The organism is Streptomyces sp. NPDC099050, from assembly GCF_044759865.1.
Classification (GTDB): domain Bacteria; phylum Actinomycetota; class Actinomycetes; order Streptomycetales; family Streptomycetaceae; genus Streptomyces.
Genome location: NZ_JBIWAE010000003.1, coordinates 93,062 through 111,880 on the forward strand (window position 1 = coordinate 93,062; position 18,819 = coordinate 111,880).

Here is an 18,819-nt window from a genome sequence, read left to right on the forward strand (position 1 = left end):
CGGTCGCGTCATCCGGCCCGGGTACCCTCCGCCCGTGAACGCCTTGAACAACGCCTTGAACAACGAGATGAAGCGCACCCTGGGCGTCTTCGACGCCGTCGTCGTCGGGCTCGGCGCGATGATCGGCGCCGGGATCTTCGCCGCGCTGGCCCCGGCGGCGCGCGCGGCCGGCGGGGCGCTCCTCGGGGCCCTCGCGCTCGCGGCCCTGGTGGCGTACTGCAACGCGCACTCCTCGGCGCGGCTGGCCGCCCGCTACCCCTCCTCGGGCGGCACCTATGTGTACGGGCGCGAACGGCTCGGGCCCTTCTGGGGCTATCTGGCCGGCTGGGGCTTCATCGTCGGGAAGACGGCCTCCTGCGCGGCCATGGCCCTCACGGTCGGGGCCTACGCGTGGCCCGGGCAGCAGCACGCGGTGGCCGTGGCGGCGGTGGTGGCACTGACCGCGGCGAGCTACGGCGGGGTGCAGAAGTCCGCCCGGATCGCGCGGGTGATCGTGGCGGCGGTACTGGCCGTCCTGGCCGGGGTCGTCGTGGCGTGCCTGTCCTCCGGCGCGGCCGACGCCGGCCGTCTCGGCGGCTCGGACTGGGCGGCGGCCGGGCTGCTCCAGGGCGCCGGGCTGCTGTTCTTCGCCTTCGCGGGCTACGCCCGGATCACCACCCTGGGCGAGGAGGTCCGTGACCCGGAGCGCACGATCCCGCGGGCGGTCCCCCTCGCCCTCGGCATCGCCCTGTTCGTCTACGCCGCGGTCTCGGTGGCGGCGCTGTCGGTGCTCGGAGCCGACGGTCTGGGTCGTTCGGTGGCCCCGCTGGCCGACGCCGTGCGCGCGGCCGGGTGGCCCGGGCTGACTCCCGTCGTCCGGGTGGGCGCGGTCCTGGCGGCGCTGGGCTCGCTGCTGGCGCTCGTACTCGGGGTGTCGCGGACCACCCTGGCGATGGCGCGGGACGGCCATCTGCCGCGCGCACTGGCCGCCGTACATCCCCGGCATCAGGTGCCGCACCACGCCGAGCTCGCGGTGGGCGCGGTGGTGGCCGTGCTCGCGGCCACCACCGATCTGCGGGGCGCGATCGGTTTCTCCTCCTTCGGCGTGCTCGCCTATTACGCGATCGCGAACGCCTCCGCGTGGACTCTCGATTCAGGTGTCAAGGAACGGGCCGTGGCAGCGGTGGGACTGTCCGGCTGTGTGGTGCTGGCCTGTTCGCTGCCCGCCGCGTCGACGGTCACGGGGGCCTCGGTGCTGGCGCTGGGCGCGCTGGCCTACGGCGTGCGCCGGCGGCTCACACCCGGGCTCTGAAGCCTGCCCGGGGGGTCGGCTCCGGGTCCCGCTCCTCCCCCGCGCCCGATTGCTCGCCGAACCAGGCGCTGCCGTCGAGCCAGCCGCGCGGCCAGTCGGCGAGTGTCGGCGTGTGTCGGCGACTTGAGGTACCAGGCGAACTCCGGATCGACCGAGTTGGGTTCGAACGGCGGGACTTGGGCGGTTTCCGAACGGCAGTCCACGCAGGCGCGCAGGGCGCCTCCGAAGTCGGCTATGGGCAGGACGCCCTCGGGCCGGCGCCAGGCCGGCGCGCGCATCGCGGTGCATTCGGCGACGGCCCGCTCCAGGGGCGGCAGGCCGTACTCGGGGCCGAGGCCGCCGTCCGCCACGCGGGTGTGGAGGCCCGCGAGGAGGGGTGGCAGGACGATGCCCGGGGCGGTTCGGCCCGGTCCAGCTCCGCGCGGGACAGGGGCGCCGGAAGGGCCGCGGCCGGGGTGCCGGTGGCCGCGTACCGCTCCTGCCGGGTCCTGCGCGAGCGGCCGGCGACTTGCTTCAGCAACTGCTCGATGTCATTCATGCACACAGAGTGACACCCCCCACTGACAATCGCCCTGACCTGCGATTTCAGCCGTACCGACCGGGGCCCTCAGTCCGCTTCGCGCTCCGTGTTCGGCGCCGGGGCGTGCGAGTCGTAGCCGACGAAGAAGGTGGGCCGGCGCTGCACCGCCGTGTAGATGCGGCCGATGTACTCGCCGAGCAGGCCGACGCAGATCAGCTGCACTCCGCCGAGGAACAGCATCACGATGAACAGCGAGGTCCAGCCGGGGACGGTCTCGCCCTTCAGGTAGATCGCCAGGGTGGCGCCCACCATCAGCAGGCAGCCGAAGAAACTGGCCACTCCCAGCCAGGTCGCCAGGCGCAACGGGGCCGCGGAGAAGTTGATGACGCTGTCGATGCCGAGCCGGAGCATCTTGCTCAGCGGGTACTTGGTCTCGCCCGCCACCCGCTCCTCCCGCTGGTAGGTGACCTGGCCGCTGGGGAAGCCCAGCCACGGCACGAGCAGCCGGTACACCTGGTGCTGGTCCGGCATCGCCTTGACCGCGTCGACGGCCGCGCGGCTCAGCAGCCGGAAGTCGCCCGCCTGCGCGGGCACCTGCTTGCCGACCAGGCGGCGCACCAGCCAGTAGTACGCGCCGGCCGTGTGCCGCTTGAACCCGGTGTCCGTGCTCCGGTCCGCCCGGACTCCGTAGACGATGTCGAGGCCGTCCGCGCGGGCCAGGTCGAGCATCTCCGGGATCTTCTCCGGCGGGTCCTGGAGATCCGCGTCGATACTGGCCACGTAGGCGCCCGAGGCGCCGTGCAGGCCCGCGGTGAGGGCGGCCTGGTGGCCGGAGTTCCCGCGCAGCCGCACGACGCGCAGCTCGGGCCATTTGGCCTGGAACTCGGTGAGCAGCTCCGCGGTGCGGTCCTTGCTGCCGTCGTCGACGGCGACGACCTCGTAGCGGACGGCCATGGCGTCGAGGACCGGGCGCAACCTGCCGACCAGGGCCGGCAGCGCGTCCTCCTCGTTGTACATCGGCACGACCACCGAGAGGGTCATGGAGGGGCCGCAGAACCCGGAGAACTCGGAGGGCTCGGAGAACTCGGAATGCCCAGAGGGTTCGGAGGACTCAGAGGGCTCAGTCGACATCGGTTCTTCCCTGCCCGTTGTGCGTGCCGCTCGTCCGCGTCACTCGTCCGCAACCCGGAACCTTAATACGAGCGGATGAACCGGCTCCGGGCGGGCGCGGCTCAGCGGGAGGCGAACGGGGCGTCCGTGGGGACGATCTCGCGGCCCAGCGGGAGCAGGGAGAGCGGGACCATCTTGAAGTTGGCGATGCCGAACGGGATGCCGATGATCGTGAGGCACAGCGCGATGCCGGTGACGATGTGGCCGAGGGCCAGCCACCAGCCGGCCAGGACCAGCCACAGCACGTTCCCGACGCAGGACGGGGCGCCCGCGTCACGCCGCTCGACGGCGGTGTACCCGAAGGGCCACAGGGCGTACACCGCGATGCGGAACGAGGCTATGCCGAAGGGGATTCCGATGATGGTGATGCAGAGGATGACACCCGCCAGGCAGTAGCCCAGGAAGAGCCAGACTCCGCTGAGGACGAGCCAAATGAGGTTCAGGATGGTCTTCACTGGCTGCGTCCTGCCATCTGTTCGAGCCGGGCGATGCGCTCGGCCATCGGAGGGTGCGTGGAAAACATCTTGGACAATCCCTCGCCGGGACGGAAGGGATTGGCGATCATCATGTGGCTCGCGGTCTCCAGCCGCGGCTCGGCCGGCAGCGGGAGCTGCTTGGTACCGGCGTCCAGCTTGCGCAGGGCGCTGGCGAGGGCGAGCGGGTCACCGGTGAGCTGGGCCCCGGAGGCGTCCGCCTCGTACTCCCGCGAGCGGCTGATGGCGAGCTGGATCACGGAGGCCGCCAGCGGCCCCAGGATCATGATCAGCAGCATGCCGAAGAGGCCCGGCCCCTCGTCGTCGTTGGAGCGGCCGATGGGGATCAGCCAGGCGAAGTTGACCAGGAACATGATCACGGAGGCGAGTGCGCCCGCGACGGACGAGATGAGGATGTCGCGGTTGTAGACGTGACTGAGCTCGTGGCCGATGACCCCGCGCAGCTCGCGCTCGTCGAGTATGCGCAGGATGCCCTCGGTGCAGCAGACCGCGGCGTTGCGCGGGTTGCGGCCGGTGGCGAAGGCGTTGGGGGCCTCGGTCGGGGAGATGTAGAGCCGGGGCATGGGCTGGCGTGCGGACGTGGAGAGCTCGCGCACCATGCGGTAGAGCTCGGGCGCCTCGAACTCGCTGACGGGGCGGGCCCGCATCGCGCGCAGGGCGATCTTGTCGCTGTTCCAGTACGCGTACGCGTTGGTGCCGAGGGCCACGAGGACGGCGACGATCAGGCCGCCGCGGCCGAAGAGGCTTCCGATGAGGATGATGAGGGCCGACAGACCACCGAGGAGTACGGCGGTCTTCAGCCCGTTGTGCCGGCGGTGCACGGTGCGCCCTCCAAGTGGTGCGGCAGGGGGACCCGTCCAGGATCTGGGGATCGGAGGGCCTACGGTCCAGTGGACCCTTCCTTCCTGGTCAACGCGAGGTGAGGGCGGCAGGTTCCCCGGGCGCGCCCGTCCCCGCCGCCCCGGTGGGCCGGGGGGCGGGGCTGTGGCGGGCGCGGTGGAGATTAGGCCGTACGGGTTACGGGTGCGGGGCCGGGCACGGCTCTGACCGGGCCGGGCGCGGCTCCGGCGGGGGTCCGCCAGCCCTCCGTCGGCGGGGCCTACAGCGCGAAGAGGCTGCCCGTGGCGAAGCGCAGGACGAGCTGCGGGGCACCCGAGAGGACCAGGGCGGTGGCGGCGGTGAGCACGATGGCGGCCGTGACCGGCCAGGGGGTGCCCGTACGGGGCTGCGCGCCCCCTCGTGCGCCCTTCTGGGCGCCCTCCTGCGCTGTGTCCGCGTCGGGGGCCCGGAAGAGCAGGGCGGTCCAGCGCAGGTAGTAGTACAGCGCGACGACGACGTTGACGGCCATGACCACGGCGAGCCAGCCCAGCCCCGCGTCGACCGCCGAGCGGAAGACGGTGACCTTCGCGAAGAGCCCGATGATGCCGGGCGGCAGACCGGCCAGGCAGAGCAGGAAGAAGGCCATCGCGAGGGCGGCGAGCGGGCTCTCGGCGTAGAGCCCGCGGTAGTCGGCGAGCCGGTGCAGCGGCTTCGTACGGGCCACCAGGGCGGCCACGGCGAAGGCTCCGAGGTTCACGGCGGCGTACATGAGGGCGTAGGCGACCGTGGAGCCGATCTGGTCGCGGCCCGCGTAGGCGGCGGCCGCGATCGGGACCAGCAGGTAGCCGGCCTGGCCCACGGAGGACCAGGCGAGCAGCCGTACGGCGCCGCCCGGCCGGTCCGCGGACTGGCGCAGGGCCGCCGCGTTGCCGAGGGTCATGGTGAGCGCGGCGAGGACGGCGAGGGCCGGGCCCCAGACGTCGGAGTACGCGGGGAAGGCGATGACGGTGACGAGGATGAGGCCGGTGAAGCCGACGGCCTTGCCGATGACCGACAGGTACCCGGCGACGGGCAGCGGGGCGCCGACGTAGGTGTCCGGGACCCAGAAGTGGAAGGGGACGGCGGCCGTCTTGAAGGCGAAGCCGACCAGGGTGAGCGCGACGCCGGCCATGGCGAGGGTGTCGAGCTGCCCGGGGACGTTCTCGAGCCGGTCGGCGACCTGGGTGAGGTGCAGGGAGCCGGTGGCGGCGTAGACGAAGCTGACGCCCATCAGGGACACGGCGGTGGCGGTGACCGAGGACAGGAAGAACTTCAGGGCGGCCTCGGAGGAGCGCCGGTCGCCGCGGCGCATGCCGACGAGGGCGAAGGCGGGCAGCGAGGCGACTTCGAGGGCGACGATCAGGGTGGCGAGGTCGCGGGAGGCCGGCAGCAGGGCCGCGCCGGCGGCGGAGGACAGCAGCAGGAACCAGTACTCGCCGGCCGGCATGCGCGCCTCGCGGACGGCGGTGACCGACAGCAGCGCGGTGACCAGGGCGCCGCCCAGGACGAGGAACTGCACGACGAGCGCGAAGTGGTCGGCGGCGTAGCTGCACGCGGCGGGATCGGCCGTACCGGGTCCGGTGAGGCAGAAGGTGGTCCGGTCGCCGGCGCGCAGCGGCAGCAGGGTGGCGGCGGCGGCGGCCAGCCCGGCCACGGAGATCCAGCCGAGCAGGGGCTTGCGGTGCTCCGGTACGAAGAGGTCGAGGACCAGTACGAGGAGGCCGACGGCGGCGGTGATGACGACCGGCGCGATGGCGAGCCAGTCGACGGACTGGACCAGGTTCGGGGCGTCGGCGTCGGCCGCGGCGATGACGAGCGGCTGGACGAGCGGCTGGATGAGCGGCTGGGCGAAGGGCTGAAGGACCGTCATGAGTTCCCTCCCGCGAGGAGCTTCTGGACGGCCGGGTCGGTGAGGCCGAGGAGGACCGCGGGCCACAGGCCTGCGAGGAGGGTGAGGGCGACGAGCGGGCTCCAGGCGGCGTACTCGTAGCGCTGGATGTCCGCGAGGACCACCGGGGCGGCGGCGCTTTCACGCGCGGCCTTCGGGTCGCCCATGCACACCCGCCGTACGACGATCAGAAGATAGGCGGCGGTGAGCAGGGTGCCGAACGCGCCGAACGCCATGTACGTGAGGAACGCGGGCCGCGGCAGGCCCTCGGCGGGGTCGAACGCGCCGAAGAGCGCCAGCATCTCGCCCCAGAATCCGGCCAGGCCGGGGAGGCCGAGCGAGGCGATGGCGGCGAAGGCGAGGAGCGCTCCGAAGCGGGGTGCGCGGCCGTAGAGGGCCGCTCCGGTGGCTCCGGCGAGGGTGTCGAGATCGGCCGTGTTGTAACGGTCTTTGAGCGAACCGACAAGAAAGAAGAGAAGGCCGGTGATCAGACCGTGCGCGACGTTGGCGAACAGCGCGCCGTTCACGCCGGTGGGGGTCATGGACGCGATGCCGAGGAGGACGAAGCCCATGTGGCCGACGGAGGAGTACGCGATGAGGCGCTTGAGGTCTCCCTTGTTGCCCTTGCGGGCGAGGGCGAGGCAGGCCAGGGACCCGTAGACGATGCCGACGGCGGCGAAGGCGCCCAGGTACGGGGCGAAGGTGGCCATGCCGTCGGGGGTGGCGGGCAGCAGGATCCGGACGAACCCGTAGGTGCCCATCTTCAGCAGGACGCCCGCGAGGAGGACGGAACCGACGGTGGGGGCGGCCGTGTGGGCGTCCGGCAGCCAGCTGTGCAGCGGCCACATCGGGGTCTTCACGGCGAGGCCGATCCCGATGGCGAGAACGGCCAGGACCTGGGTGGTGTGGGACAGTTCGCGGCCGTTGTCGGAGGCGAGTGCCACCATGTCGAAGGTTCCGCTGTTCAGCCCGATCAGCAGCAGGCCGAGCAGCATGACCACGGAGCCGAGAAGGGTGTAGAGGATGAACTTCCAGGCGGCCGCCTGCCGCTGAGCACCGCCCCAGCGGGCGATGAGGAAGTACATCGGGATGAGGACCATCTCGAAGGCGAGGAAGAACAGCAGCAGGTCGAGCACGGCGAAGGTGGCGAGGGTGCCGGACTCCAGGACCAGGAGCAGGGCGACGAAGGCCTTCGCGGAGGGGCCCGCGGGGAGCTTGAAGTAGCTGTAGAGCGCGCAGAGGAAGAACAGCAGCGCGGTCATCAGGAGGAGGGGGAGCGAGATGCCGTCGATGCCGAGGTGGATCCGGACGTTCAGGGCCTGGATCCAGCTGATGTCCGTCGTCGCCTGGAAGCGGGACGGGGCGTCGTGGTCGAAGCCCACGGCGAGGACGATCGCCGCGGCGAGGATGGCACCGGTCACGGTCACGCCGTGGCGCAGTACGGCCTGTTCGGGGCTCTTGCCCTTCAGTCCGGGCGGGGCCGGCAGGAGGGCGGCGACGGCGCCGACGAGCGGGCCGGCCACGACGAACGCCAGAAGGAACTGCATCACGGACGGGCTGATATCAATCACGGCTGACTCACGGCTCACGATCCGGCGTTGACGTTGGCGAGGACGGCGGTGGCGATCGCCAGGACCACGGCGCCGGCGAGCAGGGCACTCAGGTAGCTCTGCACGTTGCCGGTCTGGGCGCGGCGTACGAGGCCGCCGAGCAGCCGGGGGCCGAGGCCGGCGCCACGGACGTACGAGTCCACGACCTCGCGGTCGAGGAAGCGTACGAGGGCGGCGGCGGCTCGGACCGGGCGGACGAACAGGCGGTCGTAGACGGCGTCGAGGTGGAAGCCGACGGCGGCGTGCCGGTGCAGCGGGCCGAGCAGGGCGCGGCCGGGGTCGGCCGCGGGGGCCGTGGAGACGACCGGGTGGTCGTGGGTGACCTCGGCGACTTCGGGGCTCTCCGCGGCGGACTCGGCGGCGACGACGGACGCGGGTGCCGCGGCGGTGGCGGGCCCTCCGGTGGTGGCGGGCGCTCCGGCCGTGGCCACGGCGGTGCCTGCTCCGGACGGGGCCGGGGCGGCCTGGGCCTGGGACTGGGCGGCCTGGGCCTGGGCGCGCTGCCACAGGGCGTAGGTGAGCACGGCGCCGACGGCGGCGGCGCCCGTGCCGAGGACCGAGGTCGTCAGCGACGGGGTGAGTTCGCGGCCGTCGAAGAAGTCGGAGAGGGGCCCGGCCAGCAGGCCGAAGCCCACGGACGGGACGGCCAGCAGCCATAGCACGCCGGTCACGGCGACGGGCTCCTTGCCGTGGTCGGGGGCGGCGGCTCCCCGGCCGCGGAAGGCCATCAGCCACAGCCGGGTGGCGTAGGCGGCGGTGAGCAGGGCGGTCAGCACGCCGGCGACGAGGACCACCCAGCCGGCCGCGCTCGGGGCGAGCTCCGAGTGGCCGCCGGCGGTGTGCTCGGCGGCGACGAGGACGGCTTCCTTGGAGAAGAAGCCGGCGAAGGGCGGGAAGGCGGCGAGCGCGAGCAGCGCGATCGTCATCGTCCAGAAGGCGTCGGGGATGCGCTTGGTCAGGCCGTCCATGCGGGACATGGCGGCCAGGGAGTTCGTCCCCGCGGCATGGATGATCACGCCGGCGCCGAGGAACAGGAGCGCCTTGAAGGCGCCGTGGGACAGGAGGTGGAAGACGGCGGCCGCGCGGTCGCCGACGGCCAGGGCCCCGGTCATGTAGCCGAGCTGGCCGATCGTGGAGTAGGCGAGCACCCGCTTGATGTCGTCCTGGGCCAGGGCGGCGAGGGCGGAGCCGACCATCGTGACGGCCGCCATGACGGCCAGGACCACCAGGGCGGCCCGGGAGGCCGCGAAGACGGGGAGGAGGCGCGCGACGAAGTAGACACCGGCGGCGACCATCGTCGCGGCGTGGATCAGTGCGGAGACCGGGGTGGGGCCCGCCATGGCGTCCGGAAGCCAGGTGTGCAGCGGGAACTGCGCGGACTTGCCCGCGACTCCGGCCAGCAGGAGGAGCGCGATCAGCGTCGGGTGGTCGAGTCCGCCCGCGGCGACGGTGCCCAGGATCTTGGTGATCCGGAAGGACCCGGCGTCGGTGGCGAGCGCGAACAGGCCGATGAGGAAGGGGACGTCGCCCAGCTTGGTGACGAGGAAGGCCTTCAGGGAGGCGGATCGGGCCGCCTCGGTCTCCCAGTAGTGGCCGACCAGGAAGTACGAGCAGATGCCCATGATCTCCCAGCCGACCAGCAGCACCATCAGGTCGCCGGAGTAGACGACGAGCAGCATGGCGGAGGTGAACAGTGAGACCAGCGCGGCGTAGGACGGGTAGCGCGGGTCCTCGCGCAGGTACGCCGTCGAGTAGATCTGCACGCAGGTGGCGACGAGGCCGACGAGGACGGCCACCATGACGGCGAAGCCGTCCAGGTGGAGCGAGAGCTCGATGGGCACCGAGCCGGTCGGGGTCAGCTCGGTCGCCGTGTCGATCGCCTTGCCGCCGCCCTGGCGGAAGGCGACCAGGACGGCGAGGACGCCGGCGGCCAGCGTCGGCAGGACGGCGAGCGGCTTGACGAAGCCGGGGGCGGTGCGGCCGAGGAGCAGTCCCGCCAGTGCGCCCAGGAAGGGCAGGAGGGGGACCAGTACGGCGAGGGTCGGGGTGCTCACGCGGCGGCTCCGGTCGCAGGGTTCGCGCTGGCCGCGCTGTCGGAGGCGATGCCGTCCTGCTCGTGGCCCTCGGCGGTGTCACGCAGTCGGTCGACGTCCGCGGTGCCCCGGTTGCGGTAGACCATCAGCACGATCGCGAGGCCGATGCCGATCTCGGCGGCGGCGATGGCGATGGTGAAGAGGGTCAGGGCCTGGCCTGCGTGCAGGCTGTCGCGCAGCCAGACGTCGAAGGCCACCAGGTTGAGGTTGACGGCGTTGAGCATCAGCTCGACGGACATCAGGACCAGGATGGCGTTGCGGCGGGCGAGCACTCCGTACAGGCCCGTACAGAAGAGGAGCGCCGCCAGCACGGCGGGGTAGGCGAGGTGCATCAGCGCTGCCCCTTCTTGTCGGTGGCGGGCACGGCGGGCGGCGCGGTGTCAGCGCTCTCGGCGGGTTCCTTGCGGGACAGCACGATGGCGCCGATCAGGGCCGCGAGGAGGAGGACGGAGAGCGCCTCGAACGGCAGCACCCAGTGCCGGAAGAGGATCTCTCCGGAAACCCTGGTGGAGCCCTGGGCGGGGCCGTCGAGGTCGATCCAGGTGGTGCGGAAGGCGTCGACGACCACCCAGACGAGCGCGGCGGCCGCGACGAGGGCGACGCCGAGCGCGACCGGACGGTTGCCGGAGTCGGCGTCCGGCGAGCGGCCGATGGGGGCCTTGGTGAGCATCAGCCCGAAGAGAAGGAGGACGACCACGGAACCGAGGTAGATCAGTACCTGGACCCAGGCGATGAACTCGGCGGTCAGCAGCAGGTACTCGACGGCGATCCCGCCGAGGGCGACGACCAGCCACAGGGCGGCGTGCACGAGCTGCTTGGTGGTGACCGTGACGACGGCCGCGCCGAGGGTGGCGAGGCCGACGAGGACGAAGGCGATCTCGACGCCGGTCGGGGAGAGGAAGCCGTTGCCTTGGGCGGCTGCGGTGATCACGCGTCTCCTTCCGGGGCCGGGGCCGGGGGCGTGGTGTCGGGGTTCGCCTCGGCGGCGGCCGCCGCGGCGGCTGCCGCGGCCGCGGTCTCGGCCTTCTCCACGGCCTTGCGGGCGGCCGCGATTTCCTTGGGCTCCTCGGCCGCCGGGTCCAGGGCGGGCGGGGCCGGGACCGTCCACATCCACTCGCGCAGCTTGTCGCGCTCGTGGGTCAGTTCGTGGATGTCGGTCTCGGCGTACTCGAACTCCGGCGACCAGAACAGTGCGTCGAAGGGGCACACCTCGATGCAGATACCGCAGTACATGCAGAGGGAGAAGTCGATGGCGAAGCGGTCGAGGACGTTGCGGCTGCGCTCACGCCCGCCGGGGGCGGCGGCCGGGAGCGTCTCCTTGTGGGAGTCGATGTAGATGCACCAGTCGGGGCACTCGCGCGCGCACAGCATGCAGACCGTGCAGTTCTCCTCGAACAGGCCGATGACCCCGCGCGAGCGCGGCGGGAGTTCGGGCTGTACCTCGGGGTACTGGGCGGTGTGCGAGCGCTTCGTCATCGTGCGCAGCGTGACGGCCAGGCCCTTGGCGAGGCCGGAGCCGGGGATGGGAGGCATTTACTGGATCGCCACCTTCACGATGCCGGTGAGCGCGATCTGGGCGAGCGCGAGCGGGATGAGTACGGTCCAGGCGAGCTTCTGGAGCTGGTCCTCGCGGAGCCGGGGGTAGCTGACCCGGAGCCAGATCACCACGAAGGAGAGCGCGGCGATCTTGAGCAGGGTCCAGGCCCAGCCGAAGCCGTCGCCGCCGAAGGGGCCGTGCCAGCCGCCGAGGAAGAGGACGGTGGTCAGGGCGCACAGGACGACGATCCCGGCGTACTCGGCGAGCAGGAACAGCGCGAAGCGCAGGCCGGTGTACTCGGTGTACGCGCCGAAGATGATCTCGGAGTCGGCGACGGGCATGTCGAAGGGGGGCCGCTGGAGTTCGGCGAGGCCGGCGGTGAAGAAGACGAGCCCGCCGACGATCTGCCAGGGCAGCCACCACCACTCGAAGGCGCCGACGATGCCCGGGAGCGACACCGTTCCGGCGGCCATGGCGACCGAGGCCGCCGCGAGCAGCATGGGGAGCTCGTAGGCGAGCAGCTGGGCGGCGGTGCGGAGGCCTCCGAGGAGGGAGAACTTGTTCGCGGAGGCCCAGCCGGCCATCAGCGAGCCGAGCACGCCGATGCCCATGACGGCGAGCGCGAAGAAGAGCCCGGCGTCGATGACCTGGCCGACGGCGCCCTCGCCGGGGCCGATGGGGATGGCGAGGAGGACGAGGAGGTACGGGAGGAGCGCGACGGCGGGGGCGATCTGGAAGACGCGGCGGTCGGCGTTGGCCGGGACGATGTCTTCCTTCTGCGCGAACTTGACTCCGTCGGCGACGAGCTGGGCCCAGCCGTGGAAGCCGCCGGCGTACATGGGGCCGAGGCGGCCCTGCATGTGGGCCATCACCTTGTGCTCGGCCTGCCCGACGACGAGCGGGAGCACGAGGAAGACGGCGAAGACGACGATCAGCCGCAGGGCGACGTCGAGGACGTCGTTCACGCGGCGCCTCCGGTGGGGTCGTTGGGGGTGGGGTCCGTCTCGGAGGGGTCCGGCTTGGGGGCGGACTTGGACCCGGACTCCTGCGCGGACTCGGGCTCGGGATCGGACTCGGACTCGGGCTCGGGATCGGGCTCGCCGGAGCCGGCCGGGGTCGCCGGAGCGGTCGGTTCGGCCGTAGGGGTGTCGAAGGCGGGCTTCGGGTTGTGCCAGGGGGCGTCCGCCGGAGGCGGGGTCGCTCCGGAGTCCGGGGCTGCCGCCTGGCTTGCCGAGCCGTCCGCTACCGAGCGGGAGCGGCGCACCGGGCGGGCCGGGGCTGTTTCGGTTTCGGTCGCCGGGGCTGGCGCGCCGGGCGTGGTGGCTTCGCCGGCCGTGCCGGCCGCGGCGCGCGGGGTGCGGGCCGGGCGGTCGCCGGGAGCTCCGGCCGCGGCGCGCGGGGTGCGGGCCGGGCGGTCGCCGGCGGCGCCTGCCGCCGTGCGGGGGGTGCGGGCGGGGCGGGCGGGGGCCGGCGGGAGCTGGCCCTTCATCGGGCCCCAGTCGTTGGGGTCGGGTACGCCCGGCGGGAGCATCTGGCGGCGCTTCGGGGCGTCCGGGTCGTGCGCCTCGCCCGGCTCCTTCGCGCCCGGCCAGGCCTTGGCGACCCGCGCCGCCAGAACGAAGTCCTTGCGCAGCGGGTGGCCCTCGAAGTTCTCGGGGAGGAGCAGCGGGACCAGGTTCGGGTGGTCCGTGAAGACGACCCCGAACATCTCGAAGGTCTCGCGCTCGTGCCATTCGGCGCCGGCGTAGACGGCGACGGCCGAGGGCAGGGAGGGCGCCGAGTGCGGGACGGTGGTCCGCAGCAGGAGGCGGCGTACGCGGTGGTTCTCCAGGGAGACCACGTGCGCCAGGACGCGGAAGCCCGTGCCCGGCTCGTCGACCGCGCTCAGCCAGTCGAAGTAGGTGCAGCCCAGTTTGTCGCGGGCGATCTCCAGCGCGGGGATCCAGCTCGCGGTGGGGACGTCGACCGTGAGGACGGAGTAGGAGAGGGTCGCGACCGCTTCCTCGCCGAAGACCGTTCCCGCCGCGTCGGGGAGGGAGTCGTAGAGGTTCACGCGTTCGTCCCGGGAGCAGGAGGAGGAGACACCAGTCCGCTCGTGAGCTGCGCCGGGGACGGCGCGGGCGTGTTCGCGTAGCGCTCCGCCAGCGATTCGCGGGCGATCTTCTCCTGGAGCTTGAGGATGCCCTGGAGGAGGGCCTCGGGGCGGGGCGGGCAGCCGGGGACGTAGACGTCGACCGGGATGATCTGGTCGACGCCCTTGGTCACCGAGTACGAGTCCCAGTACGGGCCGCCGCAGTTGGAGCAGGCGCCGAAGGAGATGACGTACTTGGGCTCCGGCATCTGCTCGTACAGCCGCTTGACCGCCGGGGCCATCTTGTCCGTCACCGTGCCGGAGACGATCATGAGGTCCGCCTGGCGCGGGCCGGGGGCGAAGGGGATGACACCGAGCCGGATGAAGTCGTGCCGGGCCATGGAGGCCGCGATGAACTCGATCGCGCAGCAGGCGAGGCCGAAGTTGAAGACCCACAGGCTGTAGCGGCGGCCCCAGTTGAGGACCACCTTCATGGGCTCGGGCGCGAGGCGGGACAGGACGCCCAGCCGCTTCGGCTCCGGGAGCAGCTGCGGCTCCGACGGCACGGCCGGGGTACCGGCCGGGGTCACAGCCATTCGAGGACGCCCTTCTTGTACGCGTAGAGCAGGCCGACGGCCAGGAAGCCGAGGAAGATGAACATCTCCACCAGCGTCGTGGCGCCGTAACCGGCGGCGGCGAACACCGTCGCCCAGGGGAAGAGGAAGATCGAGTCGACGGCGAAGACGACGTAGAGGAAGGCGTAGACGTAATAGCGGACCTGGGTGTGCGCCCAGCCCTCGCCCACGGGGTCCACGCCGCACTCGTAGGTCAGCAGCTTCTCGCGGGTCGGGACGGACGGGCTCAGCAGGCGGTTGGCGCCGAAGGCCACCGCCACGAAGAGCACACCGAGCGCGGCCAGGAGGCCGACGACCGAATACGTCCGGAAGTAGTCCGCGGCGAGCACGGATACGGTCGATACCGTTGTTTCGGGCACGTCCGTTCCTCGTTCCTCGGCCACTGTCGACGATCAGGTTGATCTGCGGTTGATCTGGTACGGACGGGAGTCTAGGGCCTGGGGTCCACGGGGTGGGGTTATCCCCCGTTTACCTCGGCCCGGCTACCCCATGGCACGAGGGGCCACGGGGTTGGCAGGGTAGGCCCATGACCGCGAGCAAGCACACCCCCGACGACGGCGCTCCTCCGCCCGTACGCGCACCCTTCGATGCCGTGACGTGGAAGGAAATCGCCTACCTGTTGAGCAATTTCCCGGCCGCCCTCATCGGGTTCGTCTACACCGTGGTGATGGTGGCGACCGCGGGCGGTCTGTCGGTGACCGCGATCGGTCTGCCGCTGTTCGCATGCGGTCTGTTCGTGTCTCGCCAGTTGGGACGGCTGGAACGGGCGCGGGCCCGCGACCTCTTGGGCGTACGCGTCGACGAGCCGACCCCGATGCCGGGGCCGCGGCGGTCCGGCGGGTTCTTCCCCTGGCTGTGGGCGACCCTCAAGGACCCGGTGGCGTGGCGGACCGTGCTGTTCGAGCTGATCCGGCTGCCGTGGGCGGTGGTCACCTTCACCGTGGCGCTGACCGGGCTGTTCGTGCTGTGGCCGGTGCTGCCGTGGGTGGTCCGGGGGCTCGCGAACGTGGACCGCGCGATGGTACGGGGCCTGCTGTCGCCCTCCGACGAACTGGAGCGGCGCATCGCCGAGCTGGAGTCCGACCGCGGTGTCGTGATCGACACCGCGGCGGCGGACCTGCGGCGCATCGAGCGGGACCTGCACGACGGGGCGCAGGCCCGGCTGGTGGCGCTGGCGATGGGGCTGGGCCTGGCGAAGGAGAAGCTGCTGGAGGACCCCGAGGGGGCGGCGGCGATGGTGAACGAGGCGCACGGAGAGGTCAAGATCGCTCTGCAGGAGCTGCGGGACCTGGCGCGCGGGATCCACCCGGCGGTGCTGACCGACCGGGGGCTGGACGCGGCGCTGTCCTCGGTGGCCTCGCGGTGCCTGGTCCCCGTGAAGGTGTCGGTGGACCTGCCGGCGCGGCCGGCGGAGGCGATCGAGGGGATCGCGTACTTCGTGGTCTCGGAGCTGCTGCAGAACGTGAGCAAGCACGCGGGGCCGGGGGCTCGGTGCGCGGAGGTCGAGGTCTGGCGGGCGGGTGGCTCCGCCGACGGGCGACTGCTGATCCGGGTGTCGGACGACGGGCGGGGCGGCGCGAACGCCCTGGCCGGGTCGGGGCTGGCGGGGCTGGGTGAGCGGCTCGACGCGGTCGACGGCGTGCTGGTGGTCGAGTCTCCCGAGGGGGCGGGGACCGTGGTCACGGCGGAGCTGCCGTGGCGGGAGCGGGTGGCCCGGTAGGGCCTGGCGCCGGCCGGAGGCCCTTCCGCCTCACACGCCGGCGGCGCTGGATGTGGCGCCCGCCGTGGGTGGGTGCGGCGCCGCTCCCGGGGACCAGCCCCCGGACCCCCGCGCCTCAAACGCCGGCGGGGCTGATTTTGGCTGGGCTGGTCTGCACGTGCCGGCCGTTGGGGGCTGGAATTTGGCTACGCCAACCCACACGTGCCGGTCGTTGGGGCTGGATCACCCTGCAGGGTGATCCAGCCCCGCCGGCGTTTGAGGCGCGGGTCTGGGCGGAGCCCAGGGGACGGGCGAAGGGCGGGGAGGGGACTCGGCCCCGCGCGGCGGCCGCCGAGTGCAGGGGCAGGGGGCCTCCCCCAGGGTGGTGACCCGGGTGGGGGCCCAGGGCCGGAACCCAGGTCGGAACCCGGGGTGGGGTTAACCCCCCTCGGGAGAGGCCGACCTGCCGGATGGTTGCGGGTGGGGGCTCCGCGGGAGGGTTGGGGGACACAGTGGAGGAAGGGCGGGTCGGCGACATGGGTAGCAGCGGAGCGGGCGGTAGTTCGGTCGGCAGGGTGGTGCGGGCTCCCTTCGAGGGGCGGACCTGGCGGGAGTTCGGGTACCTGATGCTCGGGCTGCCGCTCAGCACGCTGTACTTCTCGCTCGCCATCACCGGAGTCAGCCTCGGCGCCGGACTGCTCGTCACCTTCCTCGGAGTCCCGGTGCTGGCCGGGGTGCTGGCCATGTGCCGCGGGTTCGGGCGCGTGGAGCGGGCCCGGGTGCGCGGGATGCTCGGCCACGACATCGCCGAGCCGGCTCCGATCCGGGCGGCGAAGGACGGGGCGATCGCCCGGATGGCGGCGCTGCTCAAGAGCGGGAGCGCCTGGCGGCACGCGCTGTACTCGGTGATCCACTTCCCGTGGGCGGTGTTCGCCTTCTGCGTGGCCCTGACGTTCTGGGCCTACGGGTGGGCCATGCTGCTCTACCCGCTCTGGTTCTGGGTCTTCCCGGCCTTCACCGATCAGCCGGGGCTGCAGCTCTTCCAGAACGGCGACTCCTACACCTTCTATCTCGACTCCCCCCTCGCGATCGTGGCGACCTGCGCGACCGGGCTCGCCCTCACGCTCGCCACGCCCTGGGTGGTACGGGCCCTGACCACCGTCGACCGGGTGCTCGTGTCCGGACTGCTCGGGCCGTCGCGGCTCGCGAACCGGGTCAGCGAACTGGAGTCGGACAGGGGTGTCATGGTCGACACCGCCGCGGCGGACCTGCGGCGCATCGAGCGCGATCTGCACGACGGTGCGCAGGCCCGGCTGGTGGCGCTGGCCATGGATCTGGGACTGGCGAAGGAGAAGCTGGCGCAGGACCCGCGGGCCGCCGCGCGGATGGTGGACGAGGCGCACGGTGAAGTGAAGATCGCCCTCCAGGAGCTGCGGGACCTGGCCCGCGGGATCCACCCGGCGGTGCTGACCGACCGGGGGCTGGACGCTGCGCTGTCCTCGGTGGCCTCCCGCTGCGCGGTGCCCGTACGGGTGGCGGTGGATCTGCCCTCGCGGCCGGCGGCGGCGATCGAGGGAATCGCGTACTTCACGGTGTCGGAGCTGCTGCAGAACGTGAGCAAGCACGCGGGGGCCCGTACGGCCGGGGTCGACGTGTGGAAGTCCGGCGAGCGGCTGCTGATCCAGGTCGCCGACGACGGTGTGGGCGGGGCGGGCGCCGGCGCCGTCGCCGGTTCGGGGCTGGCCGGGCTCGCCGAGCGGCTCGACGCCGTGGACGGGGTGCTGGTCGTGGACTCCCCCGTCGGTGGCGGTACGACCGTCACCGCGGAGCTCCCCTGGCGGACGGCCGCCTGACCCGTACCCCGTACCCCACACCCCGTACCCCCGTGTACCCCTGCCCCCTACCCCCGCCGATCGGCCGCACGGATGCCCCGTACGTGGGTGTCCGTGCCGTCGCATGCCCCCTCCGGCTCCCCCGACCACCCCCAACCCTGTGCCCTTCGTCCCGTTCCGCCCCGGGGCCAAAGGCCTGACTTTCCGGGGCAGGGGCGCCGAGAGTCCTCCGGGGGCCGGAAACAGCCGGTCCGGGGGTGCTGGTTGATCGCGCTCCGGCTGTATCCGGGCTCAAGACTGGGATGCTTGGCTGAGTCAGGGAACACGGGGTTTGAGCAAACGCGGGAGCAGCGAAGTCGTGGAAGACAGGGTGCGGGTGGTCATCGCCGAGGATTCAGTGCTGCTGCGTGAGGGCCTGACCCGGTTGCTGACCGACCGGGGGCATGACGTCGTCGCAGGCGTCGGGGACGCGGAAGCCCTGATCAAGACGGTGGCGGAGCTGGCGGCGCAGAACGCGCTGCCGGACGTGGTCGTGGCCGATGTGCGGATGCCGCCGACGCACACCGACGAGGGCGTACGGGCGGCCGTGCGGCTGCGGCGCGATCACCCCGGGATAGGCGTGCTCGTGCTGTCCCAGTACGTGGAGGAGCAGTACGCCACGGAGCTGCTGGCCGGCTCCAGTACGGGGGTGGGGTACCTGCTGAAGGACCGGGTGGCCGATGTGCGCGAGTTCCTCGACGCCGTCGTCCGCGTGGCCCGGGGCGGTACCGCCCTGGACCCGGAGGTCGTGGCGCAGCTGCTCGGCCGCAGCCGCAAGCAGGACGTACTGGCGGGGCTGACCCCGCGCGAGCGCGAGGTGCTGGGGCTGATGGCCGAGGGGCGGACCAATTCCGCGGTGGCCAAGCAGCTGGTGGTGAGCGACGGCGCGGTGGAGAAGCACGTCAGCAACATCTTCATGAAGCTGGGCCTGTCGCCCAGTGACGGGGATCACCGGCGCGTGCTGGCCGTTCTCACCTACCTAAGATCTTGATCAACTGACACTCTGTCAGGTAAGGCCGGATTCGGACAGACCGCCGAAGGGGCGGTCCAGAAAATGAGCAGCCCGGGGAAGCGATCCCTAC

17 protein-coding genes are annotated in these 18,819 nt (G+C 72.3%); 4 read left to right on the top strand and 13 right to left on the bottom strand.

Translation table 11 applies throughout. From position 1 onward, the window contains the following. The first annotated feature begins 67 nt into the window (after positions 1-67). Positions 68-1,291 (top strand): APC family permease, encoded by a 1,224-nt coding sequence (locus ACIQV3_RS06375; RefSeq protein ID WP_403710857.1) that lies wholly within the window; start codon positions 68-70, stop codon positions 1,289-1,291. Between the two features lie 607 nt (positions 1,292-1,898). Here the strand turns inward: ACIQV3_RS06375 and ACIQV3_RS06380 are convergent. The 13 genes from ACIQV3_RS06380 to ACIQV3_RS06440 form a co-directional block, all read right to left on the bottom strand. Next, the gene (locus ACIQV3_RS06380; RefSeq protein ID WP_403710859.1) at positions 1,899-2,852 is read right to left on the bottom strand and encodes a glycosyltransferase family 2 protein; all 954 of its coding nucleotides are present in this window, start codon (positions 2,850-2,852) and stop codon (positions 1,899-1,901) included. A gap of 191 nt (positions 2,853-3,043) precedes the next feature. Then, positions 3,044-3,436 carry a YccF domain-containing protein gene (locus ACIQV3_RS06385; protein ID WP_403710300.1) on the bottom strand — a complete coding sequence of 131 codons (393 nt, stop codon included), beginning with the start codon at positions 3,434-3,436 and terminating at the stop codon, positions 3,044-3,046. After that, positions 3,433-4,296 carry a zinc metalloprotease HtpX gene (gene htpX, locus ACIQV3_RS06390; RefSeq protein ID WP_403710302.1) on the bottom strand — a complete coding sequence of 288 codons (864 nt, stop codon included), beginning with the start codon at positions 4,294-4,296 and terminating at the stop codon, positions 3,433-3,435. The genes ACIQV3_RS06385 and htpX overlap by 4 nt, the downstream gene beginning before the upstream one ends. A gap of 278 nt (positions 4,297-4,574) precedes the next feature. Next, on the bottom strand, positions 4,575-6,203 hold the full coding sequence (locus ACIQV3_RS06395) for an NADH-quinone oxidoreductase subunit N (protein WP_403710304.1): 1,629 nt from the start codon (positions 6,201-6,203) through the stop codon (positions 4,575-4,577). Further along, a complete protein-coding gene (locus ACIQV3_RS06400; RefSeq protein WP_403710861.1) occupies positions 6,200-7,768 on the bottom strand; it encodes a NuoM family protein in 1,569 nt (522 codons plus the stop codon). Before ACIQV3_RS06400 ends, ACIQV3_RS06395 begins: the two co-directional genes overlap by 4 nt. 38 nt (positions 7,769-7,806) lie before the next feature. Further along, positions 7,807-9,885: an NADH-quinone oxidoreductase subunit L gene (locus tag ACIQV3_RS06405; RefSeq protein ID WP_403710306.1), complete on the bottom strand. Its 2,079-nt coding sequence runs from the start codon at positions 9,883-9,885 to the stop codon at positions 7,807-7,809. Beyond that, a complete protein-coding gene (gene nuoK / locus ACIQV3_RS06410) occupies positions 9,882-10,256 on the bottom strand; it encodes an NADH-quinone oxidoreductase subunit NuoK (protein WP_403710308.1) in 375 nt (124 codons plus the stop codon). The genes ACIQV3_RS06405 and nuoK overlap by 4 nt, the downstream gene beginning before the upstream one ends. Next, complete coding sequence (locus ACIQV3_RS06415; protein WP_403710310.1) at positions 10,256-10,855, bottom strand: NADH-quinone oxidoreductase subunit J; 600 nt, start codon at positions 10,853-10,855, stop codon at positions 10,256-10,258. The genes nuoK and ACIQV3_RS06415 overlap by 1 nt, the downstream gene beginning before the upstream one ends. Then, positions 10,852-11,457 carry a NuoI/complex I 23 kDa subunit family protein gene (locus tag ACIQV3_RS06420; RefSeq protein WP_403710312.1) on the bottom strand — a complete coding sequence of 202 codons (606 nt, stop codon included), beginning with the start codon at positions 11,455-11,457 and terminating at the stop codon, positions 10,852-10,854. Before ACIQV3_RS06420 ends, ACIQV3_RS06415 begins: the two co-directional genes overlap by 4 nt. After that, positions 11,458-12,426, bottom strand: a complete 969-nt coding sequence (locus ACIQV3_RS06425; protein WP_403710313.1) for an NADH-quinone oxidoreductase subunit H — start codon at positions 12,424-12,426, stop codon at positions 11,458-11,460. After that, on the bottom strand, positions 12,423-13,514 hold the full coding sequence (locus ACIQV3_RS06430) for an NADH-quinone oxidoreductase subunit C (RefSeq protein ID WP_403710315.1): 1,092 nt from the start codon (positions 13,512-13,514) through the stop codon (positions 12,423-12,425). The genes ACIQV3_RS06425 and ACIQV3_RS06430 overlap by 4 nt, the downstream gene beginning before the upstream one ends. After that, complete coding sequence (locus tag ACIQV3_RS06435) at positions 13,511-14,128, bottom strand: NADH-quinone oxidoreductase subunit B (protein WP_389436002.1); 618 nt, start codon at positions 14,126-14,128, stop codon at positions 13,511-13,513. The genes ACIQV3_RS06430 and ACIQV3_RS06435 overlap by 4 nt, the downstream gene beginning before the upstream one ends. Beyond that, positions 14,119-14,526: an NADH-quinone oxidoreductase subunit A gene (locus ACIQV3_RS06440; protein WP_403710317.1), complete on the bottom strand. Its 408-nt coding sequence runs from the start codon at positions 14,524-14,526 to the stop codon at positions 14,119-14,121. Before ACIQV3_RS06440 ends, ACIQV3_RS06435 begins: the two co-directional genes overlap by 10 nt. A gap of 167 nt (positions 14,527-14,693) precedes the next feature. Between ACIQV3_RS06440 and ACIQV3_RS06445 the strand changes: the two genes are divergently transcribed. From ACIQV3_RS06445 to ACIQV3_RS06455, 3 genes are all read left to right on the top strand, one after another. Then, positions 14,694-15,887, top strand: a complete 1,194-nt coding sequence (locus ACIQV3_RS06445; RefSeq protein ID WP_403710319.1) for a sensor histidine kinase — start codon at positions 14,694-14,696, stop codon at positions 15,885-15,887. A gap of 449 nt (positions 15,888-16,336) precedes the next feature. Further along, the gene (locus ACIQV3_RS06450; RefSeq protein WP_403710321.1) at positions 16,337-17,719 is read left to right on the top strand and encodes a sensor histidine kinase; all 1,383 of its coding nucleotides are present in this window, start codon (positions 16,337-16,339) and stop codon (positions 17,717-17,719) included. Between the two features lie 349 nt (positions 17,720-18,068). After that, positions 18,069-18,728 carry a LuxR C-terminal-related transcriptional regulator gene (locus tag ACIQV3_RS06455; RefSeq protein ID WP_403710863.1) on the top strand — a complete coding sequence of 220 codons (660 nt, stop codon included), beginning with the start codon at positions 18,069-18,071 and terminating at the stop codon, positions 18,726-18,728. Positions 18,729-18,819: the final 91 nt, after the last annotated feature.